The sequence below is a fragment of the Agrobacterium tumefaciens genome (assembly GCA_025560025.1).
Taxonomy (GTDB): Bacteria; Pseudomonadota; Alphaproteobacteria; order Rhizobiales; family Rhizobiaceae; genus Agrobacterium.
This window is the reverse complement of the sequence record CP048486.1, coordinates 559,709-575,887: the sequence shown is the minus strand read 5'-3', so window position 1 is coordinate 575,887 and position 16,179 is coordinate 559,709. Positions and strand designations below refer to the sequence as shown.

Annotated in this window: 14 protein-coding genes; 6 read left to right on the top strand and 8 right to left on the bottom strand. The window is 59.7% G+C overall.

Annotated elements, in window-relative coordinates:
- Positions 1–9 precede the first annotated feature (9 nt).
- The 4 genes from FY152_16490 (at position 10) to FY152_16475 (ending at position 4,428) form a co-directional block, all read left to right on the top strand.
- Positions 10–567, top strand: a complete 558-nt coding sequence (locus FY152_16490) for a GNAT family N-acetyltransferase (protein ID UXS33769.1) — start codon at positions 10–12, stop codon at positions 565–567.
- Positions 568–580: 13 nt separating this feature from the next.
- The gene (locus FY152_16485) at positions 581–2,386 is read left to right on the top strand and encodes an amino acid ABC transporter permease/ATP-binding protein (GenBank protein ID UXS33768.1); all 1,806 of its coding nucleotides are present in this window, start codon (positions 581–583) and stop codon (positions 2,384–2,386) included.
- 24 nt (positions 2,387–2,410) lie between these two features.
- Positions 2,411–3,349 (top strand): ABC transporter substrate-binding protein, encoded by a 939-nt coding sequence (locus FY152_16480; GenBank protein UXS33767.1) that lies wholly within the window; start codon positions 2,411–2,413, stop codon positions 3,347–3,349.
- A gap of 143 nt (positions 3,350–3,492) precedes the next feature.
- Positions 3,493–4,428 (top strand): ABC transporter substrate-binding protein, encoded by a 936-nt coding sequence (locus FY152_16475; protein UXS33766.1) that lies wholly within the window; start codon positions 3,493–3,495, stop codon positions 4,426–4,428.
- An 88-nt stretch (positions 4,429–4,516) separates the two neighbouring features.
- Here the strand turns inward: FY152_16475 and FY152_16470 are convergent, their stop codons facing one another.
- Positions 4,517–5,842 (bottom strand): FAD-binding oxidoreductase, encoded by a 1,326-nt coding sequence (locus FY152_16470; GenBank protein ID UXS33765.1) that lies wholly within the window; start codon positions 5,840–5,842, stop codon positions 4,517–4,519.
- Between the two features lie 229 nt (positions 5,843–6,071).
- Between FY152_16470 and FY152_16465 the strand changes: the two genes are divergently transcribed.
- Entirely contained in the window at positions 6,072–6,548 is a 477-nt protein-coding gene (locus FY152_16465) for an Lrp/AsnC family transcriptional regulator (protein UXS35085.1), read from the top strand.
- A gap of 170 nt (positions 6,549–6,718) precedes the next feature.
- Here FY152_16465 and FY152_16460 read toward each other — a convergent pair whose 3' ends face one another.
- The 7 genes from FY152_16460 to FY152_16430 form a co-directional block, all read right to left on the bottom strand.
- Positions 6,719–8,374: an ABC transporter ATP-binding protein gene (locus tag FY152_16460; GenBank protein ID UXS33764.1), complete on the bottom strand. Its 1,656-nt coding sequence runs from the start codon at positions 8,372–8,374 to the stop codon at positions 6,719–6,721.
- Positions 8,374–9,225: an ABC transporter permease gene (locus FY152_16455; protein UXS33763.1), complete on the bottom strand. Its 852-nt coding sequence runs from the start codon at positions 9,223–9,225 to the stop codon at positions 8,374–8,376. Before FY152_16455 ends, FY152_16460 begins: the two co-directional genes overlap by 1 nt.
- Positions 9,225–10,175: an ABC transporter permease gene (locus tag FY152_16450; GenBank protein ID UXS33762.1), complete on the bottom strand. Its 951-nt coding sequence runs from the start codon at positions 10,173–10,175 to the stop codon at positions 9,225–9,227. The genes FY152_16455 and FY152_16450 overlap by 1 nt, the downstream gene beginning before the upstream one ends.
- Positions 10,176–10,267: 92 nt before the next feature.
- The gene (locus FY152_16445) at positions 10,268–11,878 is read right to left on the bottom strand and encodes an ABC transporter substrate-binding protein (GenBank protein UXS33761.1); all 1,611 of its coding nucleotides are present in this window, start codon (positions 11,876–11,878) and stop codon (positions 10,268–10,270) included.
- 94 nt (positions 11,879–11,972) lie between these two features.
- Positions 11,973–12,686, bottom strand: a complete 714-nt coding sequence (locus FY152_16440; GenBank protein ID UXS33760.1) for an HAD-IA family hydrolase — start codon at positions 12,684–12,686, stop codon at positions 11,973–11,975.
- Positions 12,687–12,941: 255 nt separating this feature from the next.
- A complete protein-coding gene (locus tag FY152_16435; protein ID UXS33759.1) occupies positions 12,942–14,315 on the bottom strand; it encodes an aspartate aminotransferase family protein in 1,374 nt (457 codons plus the stop codon).
- A gap of 26 nt (positions 14,316–14,341) precedes the next feature.
- Complete coding sequence (locus tag FY152_16430; GenBank protein UXS33758.1) at positions 14,342–15,178, bottom strand: GNAT family N-acetyltransferase; 837 nt, start codon at positions 15,176–15,178, stop codon at positions 14,342–14,344.
- Between the two features lie 322 nt (positions 15,179–15,500).
- Here FY152_16430 and FY152_16425 point away from each other — a divergent pair, with 322 nt between their 5' ends.
- Positions 15,501–16,169 carry a haloacid dehalogenase type II gene (locus FY152_16425; GenBank protein ID UXS33757.1) on the top strand — a complete coding sequence of 223 codons (669 nt, stop codon included), beginning with the start codon at positions 15,501–15,503 and terminating at the stop codon, positions 16,167–16,169.
- Positions 16,170–16,179: the final 10 nt, after the last annotated feature.

The following is a 16,179-nucleotide window of genomic DNA, read 5'->3' as shown; positions in this document are numbered from 1 at the left end:
GACAACGAGATGAGCGACAGTTTTCTCTACACATCGGTCAAGGATCCGCTCGCAGCCCCGCTTCTGGAGGAGCTGCTGTTCGAATATGACAGCCGCTACGGCACATATTTCAGTGCGGAAGGCGCCAGGGCGGAAATGAACAAATATCCGCCGGAGGCCTTCAGCCCACCGTCGGGCAACTTCCTGTTGTTGCTGCGCGGCGGCAAGGCGATCGCCGGCGGTGCCTTCATGCGCTACGACGAAGAGAGCGCCGAGTTCAAGCGGGTCTGGACCCACTCGGCCTACCGCCGGCAAGGGCTTGCGAAGATAGTGCTTCAGGAGTTGGAGCAGCAGGCGATCCGGCAGGGTTATGCCCGCGCCTATCTGACAACGGGCTTCCGTCAGCCGGAAGCGGTGGGCCTTTATCTGACCAACGGCTATCGCGCTTTGTTCGACACAACTGCCGATCCCGAGACGATCAAGACGCTGCCTTTCGAAAAATGGCTTTCCGATGCCGCCTCCGCCTCTGGCGCGGAGGGTACGCCGATACCGGCCGCCCGGCCGCAATCTTCCCCGGCCCACCCGTGAAAGGTTTTTCCCGATGACGATAGCCTCTGATTTTCCGCATGTGGCGGTGAGCGAGCAGAAGGGTGAACCGATAAAGGGCGGTTATGCCCATTTTCGCATCGTTCCGGCCCGTTATCCCTTGCGAACGGTGGGCACGGTCTTCTCTGTTCTTATCATAGCGGCCGTTCTGCATTCCATCTTCGGCAACCCGCGCTGGGGCTGGGATGTCTTTGCAGAGTGGTTTTTCGCCGAACCGGTGCTGGTCGGTCTTGGCAGGACGCTGCTGCTCACTGCGCTCGGTGCGCTGTTCGGTTTTGTGCTCGGAACGCTGCTGGCGCTTGCCCGCGTTTCGCGCTCGCCGCTGCTGGTTGCCGTCTCCTGGACCTATATCTGGATTTTCCGGTCGATCCCTTTGATCGTGCTGCTGCTGATCCTCAACAATCTCGGTTATCTCTATGAAACGGTGACGATCGGCGTTCCCTATACCGGCATCAATTTCGTCAGCTGGAATACGACGCAGCTGATGACGCCTTTTGCGGCGGCCGTTCTGGGGCTGACGCTCAATCAGGCCGCCTTCGCATCCGAAATCGTGCGTGGCGGCATCCTTTCGGTCGATCAGGGCCAGCTGGAAGCTGCCGCAGCACTTGGTCTTCCCCGGCGGCGGCAGGCGTCCCGCATCGTTCTGCCGCAGGCGATGCGCTCCATCCTGCCCACCGCCTTCAATGATATCATCGGCCTCGCCAAGGGCACGTCGCAGGTCTATATCCTAGCCCTGCCGGAGCTATTCTATACCATCCAGATCATCTATCGCCGCAATCTGGAAGTGATCCCGCTGCTGATGGTCGCGACCGTCTGGTATCTGGTGATCCTGACCGCGCTTTCGATCGTTCAGCACCATATCGAGCGGCATTTTTCACGCGGTGCGCTGCGCAACCCGCCGCCGTCCCTGTTCGCCACGATCTACCGCACTTTTCTGCCACGCAAGCCTTTGCCTGAAGCCGTGGAAACGGCGGTGTCGGTTGCGACAAGGGCAGAGCGCGCGGTGTCCACGCCTGCCGCCAGCTTCCAGCTCGGAAATCGCGGCGGGTCGGTCAATATTCACGGTGTTTCGAAATCCTTCGGGTCGCTCAAGGTGCTGGATGATATCAGCCTTTCCATTCCGGCGGGCAGCGTCACCACCATTCTCGGTCAGTCCGGCTCCGGCAAGTCCACCTTGCTGCGCTCCATCAACCATCTGGAGCGCGTCGATGACGGTTTCATCGCCATAGACGGCGAACTGGTCGGCTATCGTCAAAAGGGCGACACGCTTTACGAACTGAAGGAACGGGAAATCCTCAAGCGCCGCGCCGAAGTGGGCATGGTGTTCCAGAGCTTCAACCTGTTCCCGCATCTGACTGCGCTTGAAAACATCATCGAAGCGCCCATCGCCGTTCGAGGCATTTCGAAAGAGCAGGCCGAGGCCGAGGCGCGCGATCTTCTGGCGCGTGTCGGCCTTGCCGAAAAAGCCGGCGCCTATCCCCGCCAGCTTTCCGGCGGGCAGCAACAGCGCGTGGCGATTGCCCGGGCGCTGGCATTGCGGCCGAAGGTGCTGCTGTTCGACGAGCCGACATCCGCGCTCGATCCTGAACTCGTCAACGAGGTGCTTGATGTCATCAAGGAGCTTTCCCGCTCCGGGGTCACGCTCATCATCGTTACCCATGAAATCGGTTTTGCCCGCGAAGTCTCCGACAGGGTCGTCTTCATGGAGCAGGGCCGCATCATCGAAACGGGTACGCCGGAAAAGGTGTTCAGCAGCCCGGATCATCCCCGCACCGCCGAATTCCTCGCAAAAGTTCTCTAACCAAAAAACAAGGGAAACACTCACATGGCATTTTCATCGAAACTATTATCATTGCTTGCCGGCGGTCTTTTCTCCGCCACCACCGCGCTCATCCCGGCCGCACACGCACAGGAGGTCGATCTTTCTCCGGAACAGAAGGGGCGAGTGCGCGCCGAGAAAGTGGAAGAGGCGATCAAGCTTCTTCCGACCAGCCACAAGTTCATCGCCGATGGAAAGCTGACGGTCGCGACCGTACCGTTCCGCTTGCCGCTGGTCGATTATGCGAGCGACACGAAAACGCCGATTGGCGTGGAGCCGGATATCGCCCAGCTGGTTGCCGACAGCCTCGGCCTTGAACTTCAGCTCGTTCCGATTGCCTGGGCCGATTGGCCGCTGGGTCTGACATCCGGTAAATATGATGCCGTCACTTCCAACATCACGGTGACGGAAGCGCGCAAGGAAAAGTTCGATTTCTCCAGCTACCGCAACGACCTGCTCGGCTTTTACGTGGGCAATAACAGCAAGGTGACGACCGTCAGCAAGCCCGAGGACGTGGCCGGGCTGAAGGTCATTGTCGGTGCAGCCACCAATCAGGAACAGATCCTGCTGAAATGGATCAAGGATAACAAGGCCAAGGGCTTGGCCGACACCGAGGTGCAATATTACGACGATCAGGCCGTGCTTGATGTCGCCCTGCAATCCGGTCGCGCGGACGCCTATCTCGGCCCCAACGCAACATCGGCCTTCCAGGCGGCAAGCCAGAAGAAGACGAGGCTCGTTGGCACCTTTTCCGGCGGCTGGCCGGAAGCGGCCGAAATCGCCGTCGCCTCCAAAAAGGATGCCGGCATTGCCGAAGCCATCACGGCGGCGCTGAATGCCCAGATCAAGAACGGCAATTACGGCAAGGTTCTTGCCCGCTGGAACCTTGGCTCTGAGGCCGTCACCGAATCCCGCACCAATCCGCCCGGCCTGCCCAAGAGCTGATGGTCGACTTTCCAGCGGGCTCAATCGCCCTGAGCTGGGTTGCCAACACGCTGAGTTGAAGGTGGGACATCACTCAGCCGGTAGCGCGGGCTCCTCCCGCCCGCGCTACCTCCGTCCCGCAGTGATTTTATCGGGAAACCAGAATGACCTTCACCTCTCGTCTCGCTTCGGCCACGCTCGGTGCTTTTCTTTCCGTCGCCGGTTTTGGATCGGCTTTTGCAACGGATGTTTTCGATCTGTCGCCGGACCAGCCCGGCCGGATCAGGGTTGAAAAAGACCCTGGCGCGATTGCTGCCATTCCGAAAGATTTCAAATTCATCACACCGGGCAAATTCACCGTCGCGGTTGCCCCCGGAGGACCGCCGCTCGCGACCTATGCGACGGATGCGAAGACGGTGGTGGGTGCCGATCCGGATTATGCCCTGGCTGTAGCCGACAGTCTCGGGCTCGAGCTGGAGCTGGTGGCTGTCGCCTGGGCCGACTGGCCGCTGGGGCTTGCTTCCGGCAAATATGATGCCGTCATCTCCAATGTCGGGGTGACAGAGCAGCGCAAGGAGAAGTTCGATTTCTCCACCTATCGTCAGGGCCTGCATGGTTTCTTCGTCAAGTCCGACAGCGGCATTACCGCCATCCGGGAACCGAAGGATGCGGCCGGTCTGAGGATCATCGTTGGCGCCGGCACCAATCAGGAGCGTATCCTGCTGAAATGGAACGACGAGAATGTCGCCGCGGGGCTAAAGCCGCTCGAGCTGCAATATTACGACGACGAAGCCACCCGGCTTGTCGCGCTTTCTGCCGGGCGGGCGGACGTGATCGTCCAGCCGCATGCGCAGCTGGTCTTCATCGCCGCGCGCGACAAGACCATCAAGCGTGTCGGAACCCTGTCCGCCGGCTGGCCGGAACGCTCTGACGTCGCCATCACCACCCGCAAGGGTTCGGGACTGGCCGATGCTTTGACGCTCGCGACCAATGATCTGATCAAGAGCGGCGCTTACGCGAAGATACTGGAGCGCTGGCAGCTTGCGGAAGAGGCCTTACCTGAATCGCGAACCAACCCACCCGGCCTGCCGAAGAGCTGACCGGTCGAAAAAATGCGACGGACGGCAATACCCGCAGGTTATGCTTTGCGGGTATTGTTCTGTCCGCCAGCCGCTTCAAACAGAAGAATCAGAAATCAGCGACCTTGCCCCATGACGAGCCAAGGAAACGGCTGGGGTGATAGGGAGCAGGATCGACGATCGGGTTTGAACCCGTCACGATATCGGCGATCAGATGGCCGGCGCCCGGGCCGATGCCGAAACCATGGCCGCTGAAACCGGCGGCGAGGATGAAACCGGGCAATTCACTTGTCTCGCCAATCGCGGGCACGCCATCCGGCGTGCTGTCGATGAAACCGGCCCAGGCAGCGGAAATCTGGATTCTGCGGAGCGCTGGCAGAAGTTCCTGTGCTCTTCTATGGGTCTCGCGGATAGCGGCGGCATTGGGTTTCGGATCGAGAATGCGAACCCGCTCCATCGGTGTTGGCGCATCGAGCCGCCAGCGTTTCAGCGTTTCATGGCCGCCACGAATACCTTCAAGCCCACCCGGCCGCAGGCTGCGCCAGCGCTTGAGGAACATCGGAATGAATTCGCGCGCAAACCGCATCTGCTGTGCTGTCGGATCGATGCGTCCAAGGCCGCTGATGGCGAGGGTATAACCGCCGTTTTTGCGCCGCGTGGCGGAAACGGCAGCGGTGTGCAGCGCATCCGGCAGACCTTCCGCGCCTGGTGTGACGGACAGGATGGAAGAGCGGACGGAGGCCTGCGGAAACCGGATGCCGAGCTGGCGGCAGAAGGACGAAGCCCAGGCACCACCGGACATGATGGCCGTCTTGGTACGGATCGTGCCTTTTTCAGTGACGACGGCGCTGACGCGGCCGCTTTCCGTTTCCAGACCCCGCGCCGCGCAGTTCTGATGCACCGTGCCGCCCAGCTTCATGATGGCGCGTGCAACGGCCGGGGCCGCCATCGAAGGATCGGCCGTGCCATCCGTCGGCGAAAAGACGCCGCCCTTCCAGCGTTTTCCGGTGCTGCGTCCACGTTCGCTCGCCTCGTCCGCGCTCAGCATATGGGTTGTCACGCCTGCGGTGATGGCAAAATCGCGCCAGCGCGCCCAGCCCGCAAGTTCGGCCTCATTGTCGCTCAGGTAAAACAATCCGCAGCGGCGAAACCCGGTGTCCTCACCGCTTTCGGCAGCAAATTGATCCCAGAGCGTCAGGCTCTGTGTCGAGATCGGCAATTCGCGGGCGTCGCGGTTCTGCTGCCGGCACCAGCCCCAGTTGCGGCTGGATTGCTCCGCGCCGATCAGGCCCTTTTCGACAAGAGCCACTTTCAGGCCGCGCCGGGCGAGATAATAGGCAGCGAAAACGCCGACGATGCCGCCGCCAATAATGACGGCGTCCGCGGATTTCGGCAATTCCGGCGAGGTCGTGATCTGTTGCAGCGGCGCAGGCATGTCGGACTCCTTATCTTCCTACTAATTTACCTTGGTCACCGGGTAAACGCTGCCAGACTGGGCCGATTGTCGGAATCTCCTGCTGTTCAGGGCCATGTCTGCAACTCTTTATGCTGCATGAAAAAAAATATCCCCGCGTCGACAGGGCTGGCGCATGTGATAAGATTTCCAATGCCGCGTCAGAATTTTATGCCGCGAGTAGAAAAACAAAAAAGGGGTTCCTCACGTGATGAAACTTGATCGGATCGATATCAAGATCCTCTACGAACTCCAGAAAAATGGACGCATCACCAATGTGGAGCTGGCGGAGCTTGTCAATCTTTCGCCAAGCCCCTGCCTGATGCGGGTCAAGAAGCTTCAGGCCGAAGGTTATATCGAAGGGTATTCGGCGCAGATCAACATCAACAAGCTCGGCCAGACGCTCACGGTGTTTACGGAGATCACGCTGAAGAACCACCGCCAGATCGATTTCGCCCGCTTCCTGGGCGTCATCGAAAAGATCGACCAGGTGGTGGAATGTCACCTCGTTTCAGGCGGTTACGATTATCTGCTGAAATTCATGACTTCCGGCATTGTCGAATATCAGTCGATCATGGAGCGCCTGATCGATATGGATGTCGGTATCGACAAATATTTCAGCTTCGTGGTGCTGAAATCACCGATCGTCAAATCCCATATGCCGCTGACCAGCCTGTTTCCGCTTTGAAATAAAAGGGCGTTTCCTCAGTAGGATATCCCCAATCTCGACGTCATCCTCGGGCCTGTCCCGAGGATCCATAGGCCGTCGAAATGGATGGATCCTCGCCTCAAGGGCGAGGACGACGTCGAGGTGAATGCAGTGTGTCTATCTCGTCAGTCCGGCTATCTTCAAGCCTCTCATCTTTTCGAAAACGCCCGCACCAGCTCCGCATCCTGCTGAAGATTATCAAGCCATTTCGGGTCCAGTTTCGGCACCGAGGAGAAGAGCAGCTTCGAATAGGGATGCGTCGGCGCCTTGATCGCCTCGGTCTCCAGATGTTCCACCTGCTTCCCGCCATACATCACGACGATCTCGTCGCAGATGGTTTCCACCACTGAAAGATCGTGGCTGATGAAGATGTAGGAGAGGCCGAGTTCGCGTTGCAATTCGCCGAGCAGGTCGATGATCGCGGCTGCGACAACCGTATCCAGCGCCGAGGTGATTTCATCGCAGATGATGAGCGACGGTTCGGCCGCGAGTGCACGGGCGAAATTGACGCGCTGTTTCTGTCCGCCTGACAGGCCGGAGGGATGGCGGTGGCGGACGGAGCGCGGCAACTTCACCATATCGAGAAGCTGGTCGATCCGCGCATCGCGCGCCTTGCCTTTCATGCCATGATAGAAGGTCAGAGGCCGGCCGAGAATATCCTCAATGGGCTTCGACGGGTTGAGCGCGGTATCGGCATATTGGAAAACGATCTGCATACGGCGCAGTTGATCGCTCGTGCGTCGTCGTGCGTCGGTATCCAGTTCGCGGCCTTCGAAGATGACATGACCGCTTGCGGCGGGCAGAATGCCGGCAATGGCACGCGCCAGCGTCGATTTTCCGCAGCCGGACTCGCCGATAATGCCGAGATTGCGGCCGGGATAGACAGAGAGGCTGACGGAATCCACCGCGCGCACCAGCGGCATCCGGTCTTCACCCTTGGTACCGTAGCCCGCGATCAGTTTCTCGATATCGAGGAGCGGTGTCGCGTCATTTCGTTTGAGCGGGGTGACTGCACGCACCTTGTCGTTAAAGGCGGTCAGCAATTCGCGCGTATAGGGATGCTGCGCATTCTCCAGAATCTGGGTGGTCGTACCGGTTTCCTGAACCTCGCCGCCTTTCAGAACGACAATCCGGTCGGCGATCTGGGCGACGACCGCAAGATCGTGGGAAACATAGACGCCGCCGATGCCGCCCTTGCGCATCGCCGACTTGAAGGCGCGCAGGACCTCGATCTGTGTCGTCACGTCGAGCGCCGTGGTCGGTTCATCGAAGATGACCAATTCCGGGTTGCCGATCAGCGCCATGGCGGCGGAAAGACGCTGCAGCTGGCCGCCGGAGACCTGGTGGGGGTAACGCTCGCCGATGGTTTCCGGATTGGGTAGCGACAATGCCTTGAACAGTTCCACCGCTTTGACGCGTGCCTCCTGCGGCGGCATCAGATGATGGATGCGTGTGACTTCGATGACCTGATCGATGATCTTCTGCGCCGGGTTGAAGGCGGCGGCGGCGCTCTGCGGGACATAGGAGATTTTCGTGCCGCGAATCCTGGCACGCTCGGCTTCGGACAGTTGCACCATGTCCCGGCCCGCCACCGTGACGCTGCCGCCGGAAATGCGGCAGCCGGGGCGGGCATAGCCCATCAGCGTCAGTGCGATGGTGGTCTTGCCGGAGCCGCTTTCACCGATCAGCGCAACGATCTCGCCTTCGGCGATATCGATGTCGACGCCCTTGATGATCTGGACACGGCGGCCGGAATCGGTGGTGGCCTCGACTTTCAGTCCACGGATTTCAACGAGATTGGTCATTATTCGCTCCTGTCGCGGATTTTCTGCGGCAGATTGTCGATCAGCAGGTTGACGCTGATCGTCAGGCTGGCGATCGCCAGAGACGGGAAGATCACGGCCGGTGCGGCAAAGGGCAGGCCGCCGATATTTTCGCGCACCAGCGCGCCCCAGTCTGCATTGGGCGGCTGCAGGCCAAGGCCGAGGAAGGAGAGGCCCGATAGAAGCAGCACGATGAAGACGAAGCGCACGCCGAGATCGGCAAGCACGGGGCGGATGATGTTCGGCAGGATTTCCGAGCCGATAAGGTAAAGCAGGCTCTCGCCGCGCACGCGCGCGACGGTGACGAAATCCATGGTGTTGACATTGACGGCGAGTGCCCGGGCGAAACGATAGGCGCCCGGCGTATAGATGACAGAGAGCGTGATGATCAGCACGGGTATGGAGGAGCCGACGGCGGCGACGACAACAAGGCCGAAAAGCTTGCTCGGAATGGAATTCACGGCATCGAGAAACCGGCTGAGCACCGCATCGAACCAGCCGCCAACCACGGCGGCGCACATGCCGAGCACGACGCCGGAGGTGCAGGCGATGGTGACGGCCGCAAGCGAGATGCCGACCGTGAAACGCGCGCCCATGAGAATGCGGGAAAAGACGTCGCGACCAAGATAGTCGGAGCCGAGCCAGAGATCGGAGGTCATGGGCCCGAAATAATCGAGATCGATGATTTCACCGACCGGATGCGGAATGAGATAGGGCGCGAAGATCGCGACCATCGCCCAGAGGAAGATGACGAGAAAGCCGAAAACGCCGACTGCGTTGATCTTGTAACCCAAACGCGAGGTCCCCGAAGTTGTTTTGATATTGTCGGCCATCAGCGCAGCCTCGGATTGGACATGATGGCGATGATATCCGCGGTGGTGATGAGGAGAAGATAACCGACGCAAAAGATCATCGCGCAGCTCTGGATCAACGGCAGGTCGCGGGTTGCGACGCCATCGACCATCAGCTTGGCGATGCCGGGATAATTGAAGATCGTCTCGACGATGATGACGCCGCCGACGAGATAGGAAAGCGACAGCGCGACCGCGTTGACGATGGGGCCAAGGGCATTGGGCAGCGCATGGCGAAGCACGATGCGCATACGCGGCGCGCCCTTCAAAAGCGCCATTTCCACATAGGGCGTATCGAGTGTCTCGATGACGGCGGCGCGGCTCATGCGGATCATCTGTGCCGATACGACAAAGGTAAGAGTGATGACCGGCATGGCGTAAACACGCAGCACATCGAACAGGGTATTGACCTCTGTGACCAGCGACAGGGCTGGCAGCCATTTCAGATAAACGGCGAAAAGCAGAACGGCGAGCGTCGCAATCATGAATTCGGGCACGGAAATGACGCCGATGGTCAGCACGGTGACCGCCTGGTCATAAAGCGTTCCACGTAGCATGGCCGCGCTGATGCCGAGCGTCAGCGCCAGCGGCACGGCAATGACCGTGGTTATGCCCGCAAGTTTCATGGAGTTGACGAAACGCGGACCGATAAGGTCGGCGATCGCCATGTTGTTGGCGTAGGACGTGCCAAGTTCGCCCTGCAGCAGGCCGAAGAGCCAACGGACGAAACGCAACAGCGCCGGGTCATCAAGATGCATGGCGGTGCGCAGGCCGGCCACGGCCTCCGGCGTTGCCGCCTGGCCGAGAAGGATCGTCGCCGTATCGCCGGGCAGCAGGCTGGTGGCGGAAAAGACGATAAATGACACGATAAGCAGGGTCGTCAGCATGACGACCAGCCGCCTGGCGATAAGGGATAATATCCGGCTGTTCATTCACATGCTCCTGCTGCGACCCGCCTGACAAATAGGCTTTCCGCACCAGCGGAAAGGTTGCCGGGCGCTTTCACGCCCGGCCCCATGGTCTATCAGGCTTCGAGCCAGACGTATTCCGCAAAGGCGTAACCCATCATGCCGCCAAGCGGATTGGCTTCCAGCCCCTTCAGCTTGGAGCTGATGGCGTCGACATTCGAAATATAGGCGGGAATGATGGTGCCGGCTTCGTCGGCGATCATCGTTTCCAGTTCGAAGTAGATCTGCTTGCGCTTTTCAAGGTCCAGCATGCCGCGTGCTTCGAGCATCATCTTGTCGAACTTTGGCGACTTGTACTGGCTTTCGTTCCACGGCGCGTCGGAGGCGTAGAGCAGCGAGAAGAGGATATCCGGCGTGGGGCGCGGATTGATGTTGCCGAAGTGAACCGGCGCCTTCAGCCAGTAATTGCTCCAGTAGCCATCGGAGGGAACACGCTGTACGTCGAGCTTGACGCCGATTTCGGCGGCGGAGGCCTGGATGATCATCGCCATGTCGACGGAAGAGGCTGCCGCATCCGACGCGATCACCGGAATGGACTGGCCGATAAGACCTGCCTTTTCGAAGTGGAACTTCGCCTTGTCCGGGTCGAAGGCTTTCGGCTTCAGATCCGGATTGTGATAGGGGTTCATCGGCGGTACCGGCTGGTCGTTGCCGACTTCGCCGAGGCCGCGCAGGGCCGCCTTGACGATCTGTTCGCGATTGACGATCGACTTCATGCCGGCAACGAAATCGGCATTGTTGCCGGGCGCCTGGTCCAGCCTCATGTTGAGGTTGGTATAATTGCCGGATGTCGTCTTTGACAGAACGACGCCTTCCTGCTTGTCCAGCAGGCGAAGCGCACGCGGATTGATGGCGGCAGCAAGCTGGATATCGCCGGAAAGAAGGGCGTTGACGCGGGCATTGTCGTCGGAAATCGCCATGAATTCGAAACTGTCGATGTGCGGGCCGCCGGACTTCCAGTAATTGGTATTCTTGGCCATGATCGAACGCACACCCGGCTCGAATTTCTCGAGTTTGAAGGCGCCGGTGCCGTTGCCCTTGGAGAAGTCCGTGGTGCCATCGGCGACGATCATGAAATGGTGCAGGGCCAGAATCGATGGCAGGTCGGCATTCGCATTTGCAAGCGTGATTTCCAGGGTGCTCTTGTCGACAGCCTTGAAGCCGGTCATCTGGGCGGCGATCTTGGCGACCTTGGAGCCGACGGCCGGATCGAGATGGCGTTTCAGCGAGTAGACCACGTCGTCGGCGGTCAGCGCCTTGCCGTCATGGAAGGTAACGCCGGAACGCAGTTTTACCGTCCAGGTCTTGGCATCTTTCGATTCGATGGATTCGGCCAGTTCCATTTGCGGCGTGCCGGAAACATCGAGGAAGCTCAGCCGGTTGTAGAGCGCGCAGCAGCGGACATAGTCCGTGGATAGCGAGGCTTTCGCCGGGTCGAGCGTATCGGCCGTCGACGAAGACCAGCCCGCCGCCTTCAGCGAACCGCCGGAAACGGGCGTGGCCGCCACGGCCTGCGAGGCGCGGCCCAGAATGGCCGAACCGGCGGAAAGCGCCACGCCGCCCGCCAGCATCATGTGAAGCAGTTCGCGCCGCGTTGCACCGCGTCGGATCGCCTGTTCAACGGCGGCATCGTCGGAGCGGGTCCAGTTTGTAATCCTGTCACTCATGGTCTTCCCCTTTTGTATGATTTGTTAAAATGCGTCTTGAGAAATTTCCGGCACGTCGCGTCCCAGTTCGCGCCATGCGATAGGCAAAGGCGGTTCAGCCGCCTGTCTGTTTCGCGGCCTCGGCCAGGCCGGCCATGGATGTGAAGTGATAGTCCGGCTCGGTAAAGTTTTCCGGCTCGATCGTGCCGCCATATCCCTTCTGGGCGTGACGACGCTCGATCCAGCAATTGGTCATGCCGAGCTTCCGGGAAATGCCGATATCGTGGTACTGGCTTTGTGCCACATGCAGGATGTCGTCCTTCGACGCGCCTTCGCTCTCAACAAAGGCAAAAACCTTTTCGAAGAAGGCGGGGTCCGGTTTTTCAGTGCCGGTATCATCCGCCGTGAACGCCGCATAAAAGGGATTGCCGAGTTCCTTTGAGAAATATTCGAAAGCCCAGCGCTGGGCATTGGTCATGGCGATCAGACGATGCGTCTTTGCAAGCTCTGCCATGGCGGCACGGCTGTCTTCGAAACCTTTCCAGGTCTTTGCAGCATCGCGCAGGCGCTCGCCAAGGGCGCGCTCCGCCGGCAAGCCCAGTTCTGGAGCGATGATCAGGTAGACACGGACGAGATCGTCCGGAAACAGGTCGGTCGCATCGGAGTAACGCGCCGCGCGGTAAAGACCCAGCGCTTTTTCACCATCGACCTCAACGCCGTGTTCGGCGCCAATCTGTGTCAGGGTCGATTTCAGGCCGCCTTCGAAATCGATGAGGGTTCCCACCACGTCGAAGCTCATATATTTGAAGTCGCTCAGTTTTTTGGACAATGTCGGTCTCCGCTGTGCCGCCTCGTCTCTTGGGGAGGTTGCGGCATTTTATTCTGTTCCCGGACGGGATCCTTGCCCCGTTCCCATTCTTCAAAACACCTGTTTTCGTGGTGTTTAGTGCTTTTTCTAAGGTTAGTTTGGCACTTCCAGCACGCCGGATTCGCCGAAAAGGATCGGCTCTTTAGCAGAATATTGCGAATATGTGCGGCGTTGCGACATTTCGAGAAGGTGTCGCAACGATTTCCGTCTTTCGCCTCAGGCGACCGCTGCCCGCACGGCCGGGTCCTCGAGCGTCTGGTCGAGCGTCTTCAGGGTGCGCTCTACAATGGCGTCGATCTCGCTATCGGTGCAGCAGAGCGGCGGCGCATAACCGAGGATGCCATTTGCGAAGGCGCGCACGATCAAACCGTTTTCCCAGGCGCGATCGAAAACCTTGCGTGCAGGGGCCGCCGCTGCCGGCAGCGGGGTTTTCCTTTCCTTGTCGGTTACAAGCTCGATGGCGGCGAGCATGCCGCGACCACGGACGTCACCAACCAGCGGGTGGCTTCTGAGGCTTTCCAGTCCGGCCATCAGCCGCTGACCGGCCCGGCGGCCGTTTTCCAGCAGCCCGCCCTCATAAAGTTTCAGCACTTCCAGACCAACGGCGGCGCTGACGGGGTGGGCGGAATAGGTATAACCATGCCCGACGGCCGCATCGCCGGCAAAGTCGGCTATTGTATCATAAACATGGTCGGCCATGAAGACGGCGCCCATCGGCACATAGCCGGAGGTGAGGCCCTTGGCGGCGGTGATGAAGTCCGGAACGATATCCTCGTCGGCACAGGCAAACAGTGGTCCCGTGCGGCCAAAGCCGGTGATGACTTCATCGGCGACGAAGAGGATGCCATAGGAACGGCAGAGCTCACGCATCGCCTTGATCCAGCCCGGCGGCGGGACGAGAACACCGCCTGAACCCTGAATGGGCTCGGCATAAAAAGCGGCGACCCGATCAGGGCCGATGGCTTCGATCTTGTCTTTCAGAATTTGCAGGGAGGAGGCAATGATGGCGGCCGGATCGTTGCCGACCGGATTGCGATAGGCGTAATGCGACGGGATTTTATGCTGCCAGTCGTACGGCACGCCGAAACCGGCATGGAAGGCGGGCAGGGCGGTGAGGCCCGAGCCGGCGGTGGTGGAGCCGTGATAACCCTGTTCGATGGAAATGAACTGGTCGCGCTGCGGCTGGCCCTTGGCGTGCCAGTAATAGCGGATGAAGCGAATGGTGCTATCGACCGCATCGGAACCGCCAAGGGTGAAATAAACGTGGTTGAGATCGCCTGGCGCGCGGTCCGCAAGTTCCGAGGCCAGCCGGATCGCCGGTTCGCTGCCAATGTCGAAATAGGCAGTCGCATAGGGCAGTTCCCGCATCTGCTTTGCCGCCGCTTCGACGATACTGTCATGGCCATAACCGGCATTGACGCACCACAGGCCGGCAAAACCGTCGATGAGCTGGTGGCCAGTCATGTCGGTGACCGTGGCGCCCTTTGCCGATTGCAGCACCCGCACGCCCAGCTTTTCATGGCCGCGGAAGGAGGAGACGGGGTGCACCAGATGGGCGCGGTCCAGTTCGATCAGTGAATTGCTTAACATGGGTCTCTCCAGATTCAGCCTGCAGGTCAGCCCAGCGCCTGGCTGGTCAATGCGAATGTTTTCAGTTTTTTGTCGGCGGAGATTTCGGCCTTCGGCCGGCGCATGGCGATGCCGCCACCGACATGGCCAAGACCGTGTTCGGTAAGCCAGGGGGCAAGGCCCGTGTCGGCCGTGGTGTCCACACGAAGAAAAGCGCCGGGACGTTGCGAAAACACGAATGCGATCAGATCTTTCGCGATTTCAGCATTTTCTGCCACCACCGGGCCGATGACTTCGCCGCGTCCGAAAGCGCGAAGTGCGGCAAAGCCTCTGATGACGCCCTGTTCCTGCACAAGTGCGAAACGCGCCCTTTCGGCAAGCACCGCAAAGAGCGCGGTGCGGTCCGCGCCAAAAGCCTGCGCATCGAGTGCGGCAAGTTCGACCGGATCAATGGTTTCCGCCCAGGCCACACCCTGCGGCCTGTTTGTCTGTACGGGAGTGCCCTGATGCTGAAGTACTTCACCGCAGGCGGCGAAGCCCATTTTTTCGTAGAGAGGCAGGCCATCAGCCGTGGCCACCAGACGGCACTCGCGATTTTCTGCTGCATCCATCGCTGCTTTCATCAGCTGACGCCCGAGACCGCGGCCGCGCATGCTCTCGTCCACGATCACCATATTGACGGTGGCGCAGGTATCCCCGAGCATCGTCGCCATGGCGGTTCCGACGACGCGTCCATTTTCCACGGCGACGAAACCCTTGCTCAGGGAAAGAACCAGCGCCCAGTCTTCCTTCCGGTGCGGCCAGCCGGCCTGACGGGAAAGTTCAACGGCCGCGTCGAGGTGGTCCGGTTGAAACGTTTGGATATCGATCAGGCTCGCTTGCATGCCGGAACTCCATTTTTCTGCTTATTCATTGATAGACCGAGGCGGGAAGAAGATTGTCCCGACAAATGGGAAGGTTCGATATGTTTCGCTGTTGCTTTTATCCGCCGCCGCATCTTATGCCGCATCTTATCCGCATCCGGGCTTAAACCGGGGACCGACGATTACTTCCGGTATGCCTCAACGCAACTCTCTGCCAAACTGGCGGCTGCATACGCAACAATCTGCTTCCGCTGATGGCAATTGCGGTGCGCCGACCGGGCAAAGGCTTTCTATGATCAATTCATTCCGGCACGGCCGATCCCCAAGCAAGGATGACGACGACATGACCATCTTCCGCCCGAAATACATCTCCTTCGATTGCTACGGCACGCTGATCAATTTCCAGATGGCAGAGGCCGCCCGCGATCTCTATGGCGATCGTCTCGACGAAGCGCAGATGCAGCAGTTCATCAAGAATTTTGCTGCCTATCGTCTGGATGAGATCATGGGCGACTGGAAGCCCTATGCCCAGGTGGTTCACAATTCGCTTTCGCGCAGCTGCAAGCGCAATGGCGTGGCCTTCAAGGATGAGGATGCCACCTTCGTTTACGAGCGCGTTCCGACCTGGGGCCCGCATGCTGATGTTCCGGCCGGGCTCGCCAAGGTTGCGAAGGAAATTCCCCTCGTCATCCTGTCCAACGCCATGAATTCGCAGATCATGTCGAATGTCGAAAAGCTTGGCGCGCCCTTCCACGCGGTTTACACCGCCGAGCAGGCACAGGCCTACAAGCCGCGCTTCAAGGCTTTCGAATATATGTTCGACATGCTGGGCTGCGGTCCGGAAGACATGCTGCATGTTTCCTCCTCGTTCCGTTACGATCTGATGTCGGCCCATGATCTCGGCATCAAGAACAAGGTCTGGGTCAATCGTGGCCACGAGCCCGCCAATCCCTATTACGGTTATGTCGAAATCGCCGATATTTCCGGCCTGGCAGGCGTGGTTGGATTGTAAGGAAAGGTCG

Excerpts from the sequence above, each read along its gene's own strand:
- FY152_16490 (UXS33769.1), top strand. The coding sequence starts at position 10 with ATGAGCGACAGTTTTCTCTACACATCGGTCAAGGATCCGCTCGCAGCC.
- FY152_16485 (UXS33768.1), top strand. The coding sequence starts at position 581 with ATGACGATAGCCTCTGATTTTCCGCATGTGGCGGTGAGCGAGCAGAAG.
- FY152_16480 (UXS33767.1), top strand. The coding sequence starts at position 2,411 with ATGGCATTTTCATCGAAACTATTATCATTGCTTGCCGGCGGTCTTTTC.
- FY152_16475 (UXS33766.1), top strand. The coding sequence starts at position 3,493 with ATGACCTTCACCTCTCGTCTCGCTTCGGCCACGCTCGGTGCTTTTCTT.
- FY152_16470 (UXS33765.1), bottom strand. The coding sequence starts at position 5,842 with ATGCCTGCGCCGCTGCAACAGATCACGACCTCGCCGGAATTGCCGAAA.
- FY152_16465 (UXS35085.1), top strand. The coding sequence starts at position 6,072 with ATGAAACTTGATCGGATCGATATCAAGATCCTCTACGAACTCCAGAAA.
- FY152_16460 (UXS33764.1), bottom strand. The coding sequence starts at position 8,374 with ATGACCAATCTCGTTGAAATCCGTGGACTGAAAGTCGAGGCCACCACC.
- FY152_16455 (UXS33763.1), bottom strand. The coding sequence starts at position 9,225 with ATGGCCGACAATATCAAAACAACTTCGGGGACCTCGCGTTTGGGTTAC.
- FY152_16450 (UXS33762.1), bottom strand. The coding sequence starts at position 10,175 with ATGAACAGCCGGATATTATCCCTTATCGCCAGGCGGCTGGTCGTCATG.
- FY152_16445 (UXS33761.1), bottom strand. The coding sequence starts at position 11,878 with ATGAGTGACAGGATTACAAACTGGACCCGCTCCGACGATGCCGCCGTT.
- FY152_16435 (UXS33759.1), bottom strand. The coding sequence starts at position 14,315 with ATGTTAAGCAATTCACTGATCGAACTGGACCGCGCCCATCTGGTGCAC.
- FY152_16430 (UXS33758.1), bottom strand. The coding sequence starts at position 15,178 with ATGCAAGCGAGCCTGATCGATATCCAAACGTTTCAACCGGACCACCTC.
- FY152_16425 (UXS33757.1), top strand. The coding sequence starts at position 15,501 with ATGACCATCTTCCGCCCGAAATACATCTCCTTCGATTGCTACGGCACG.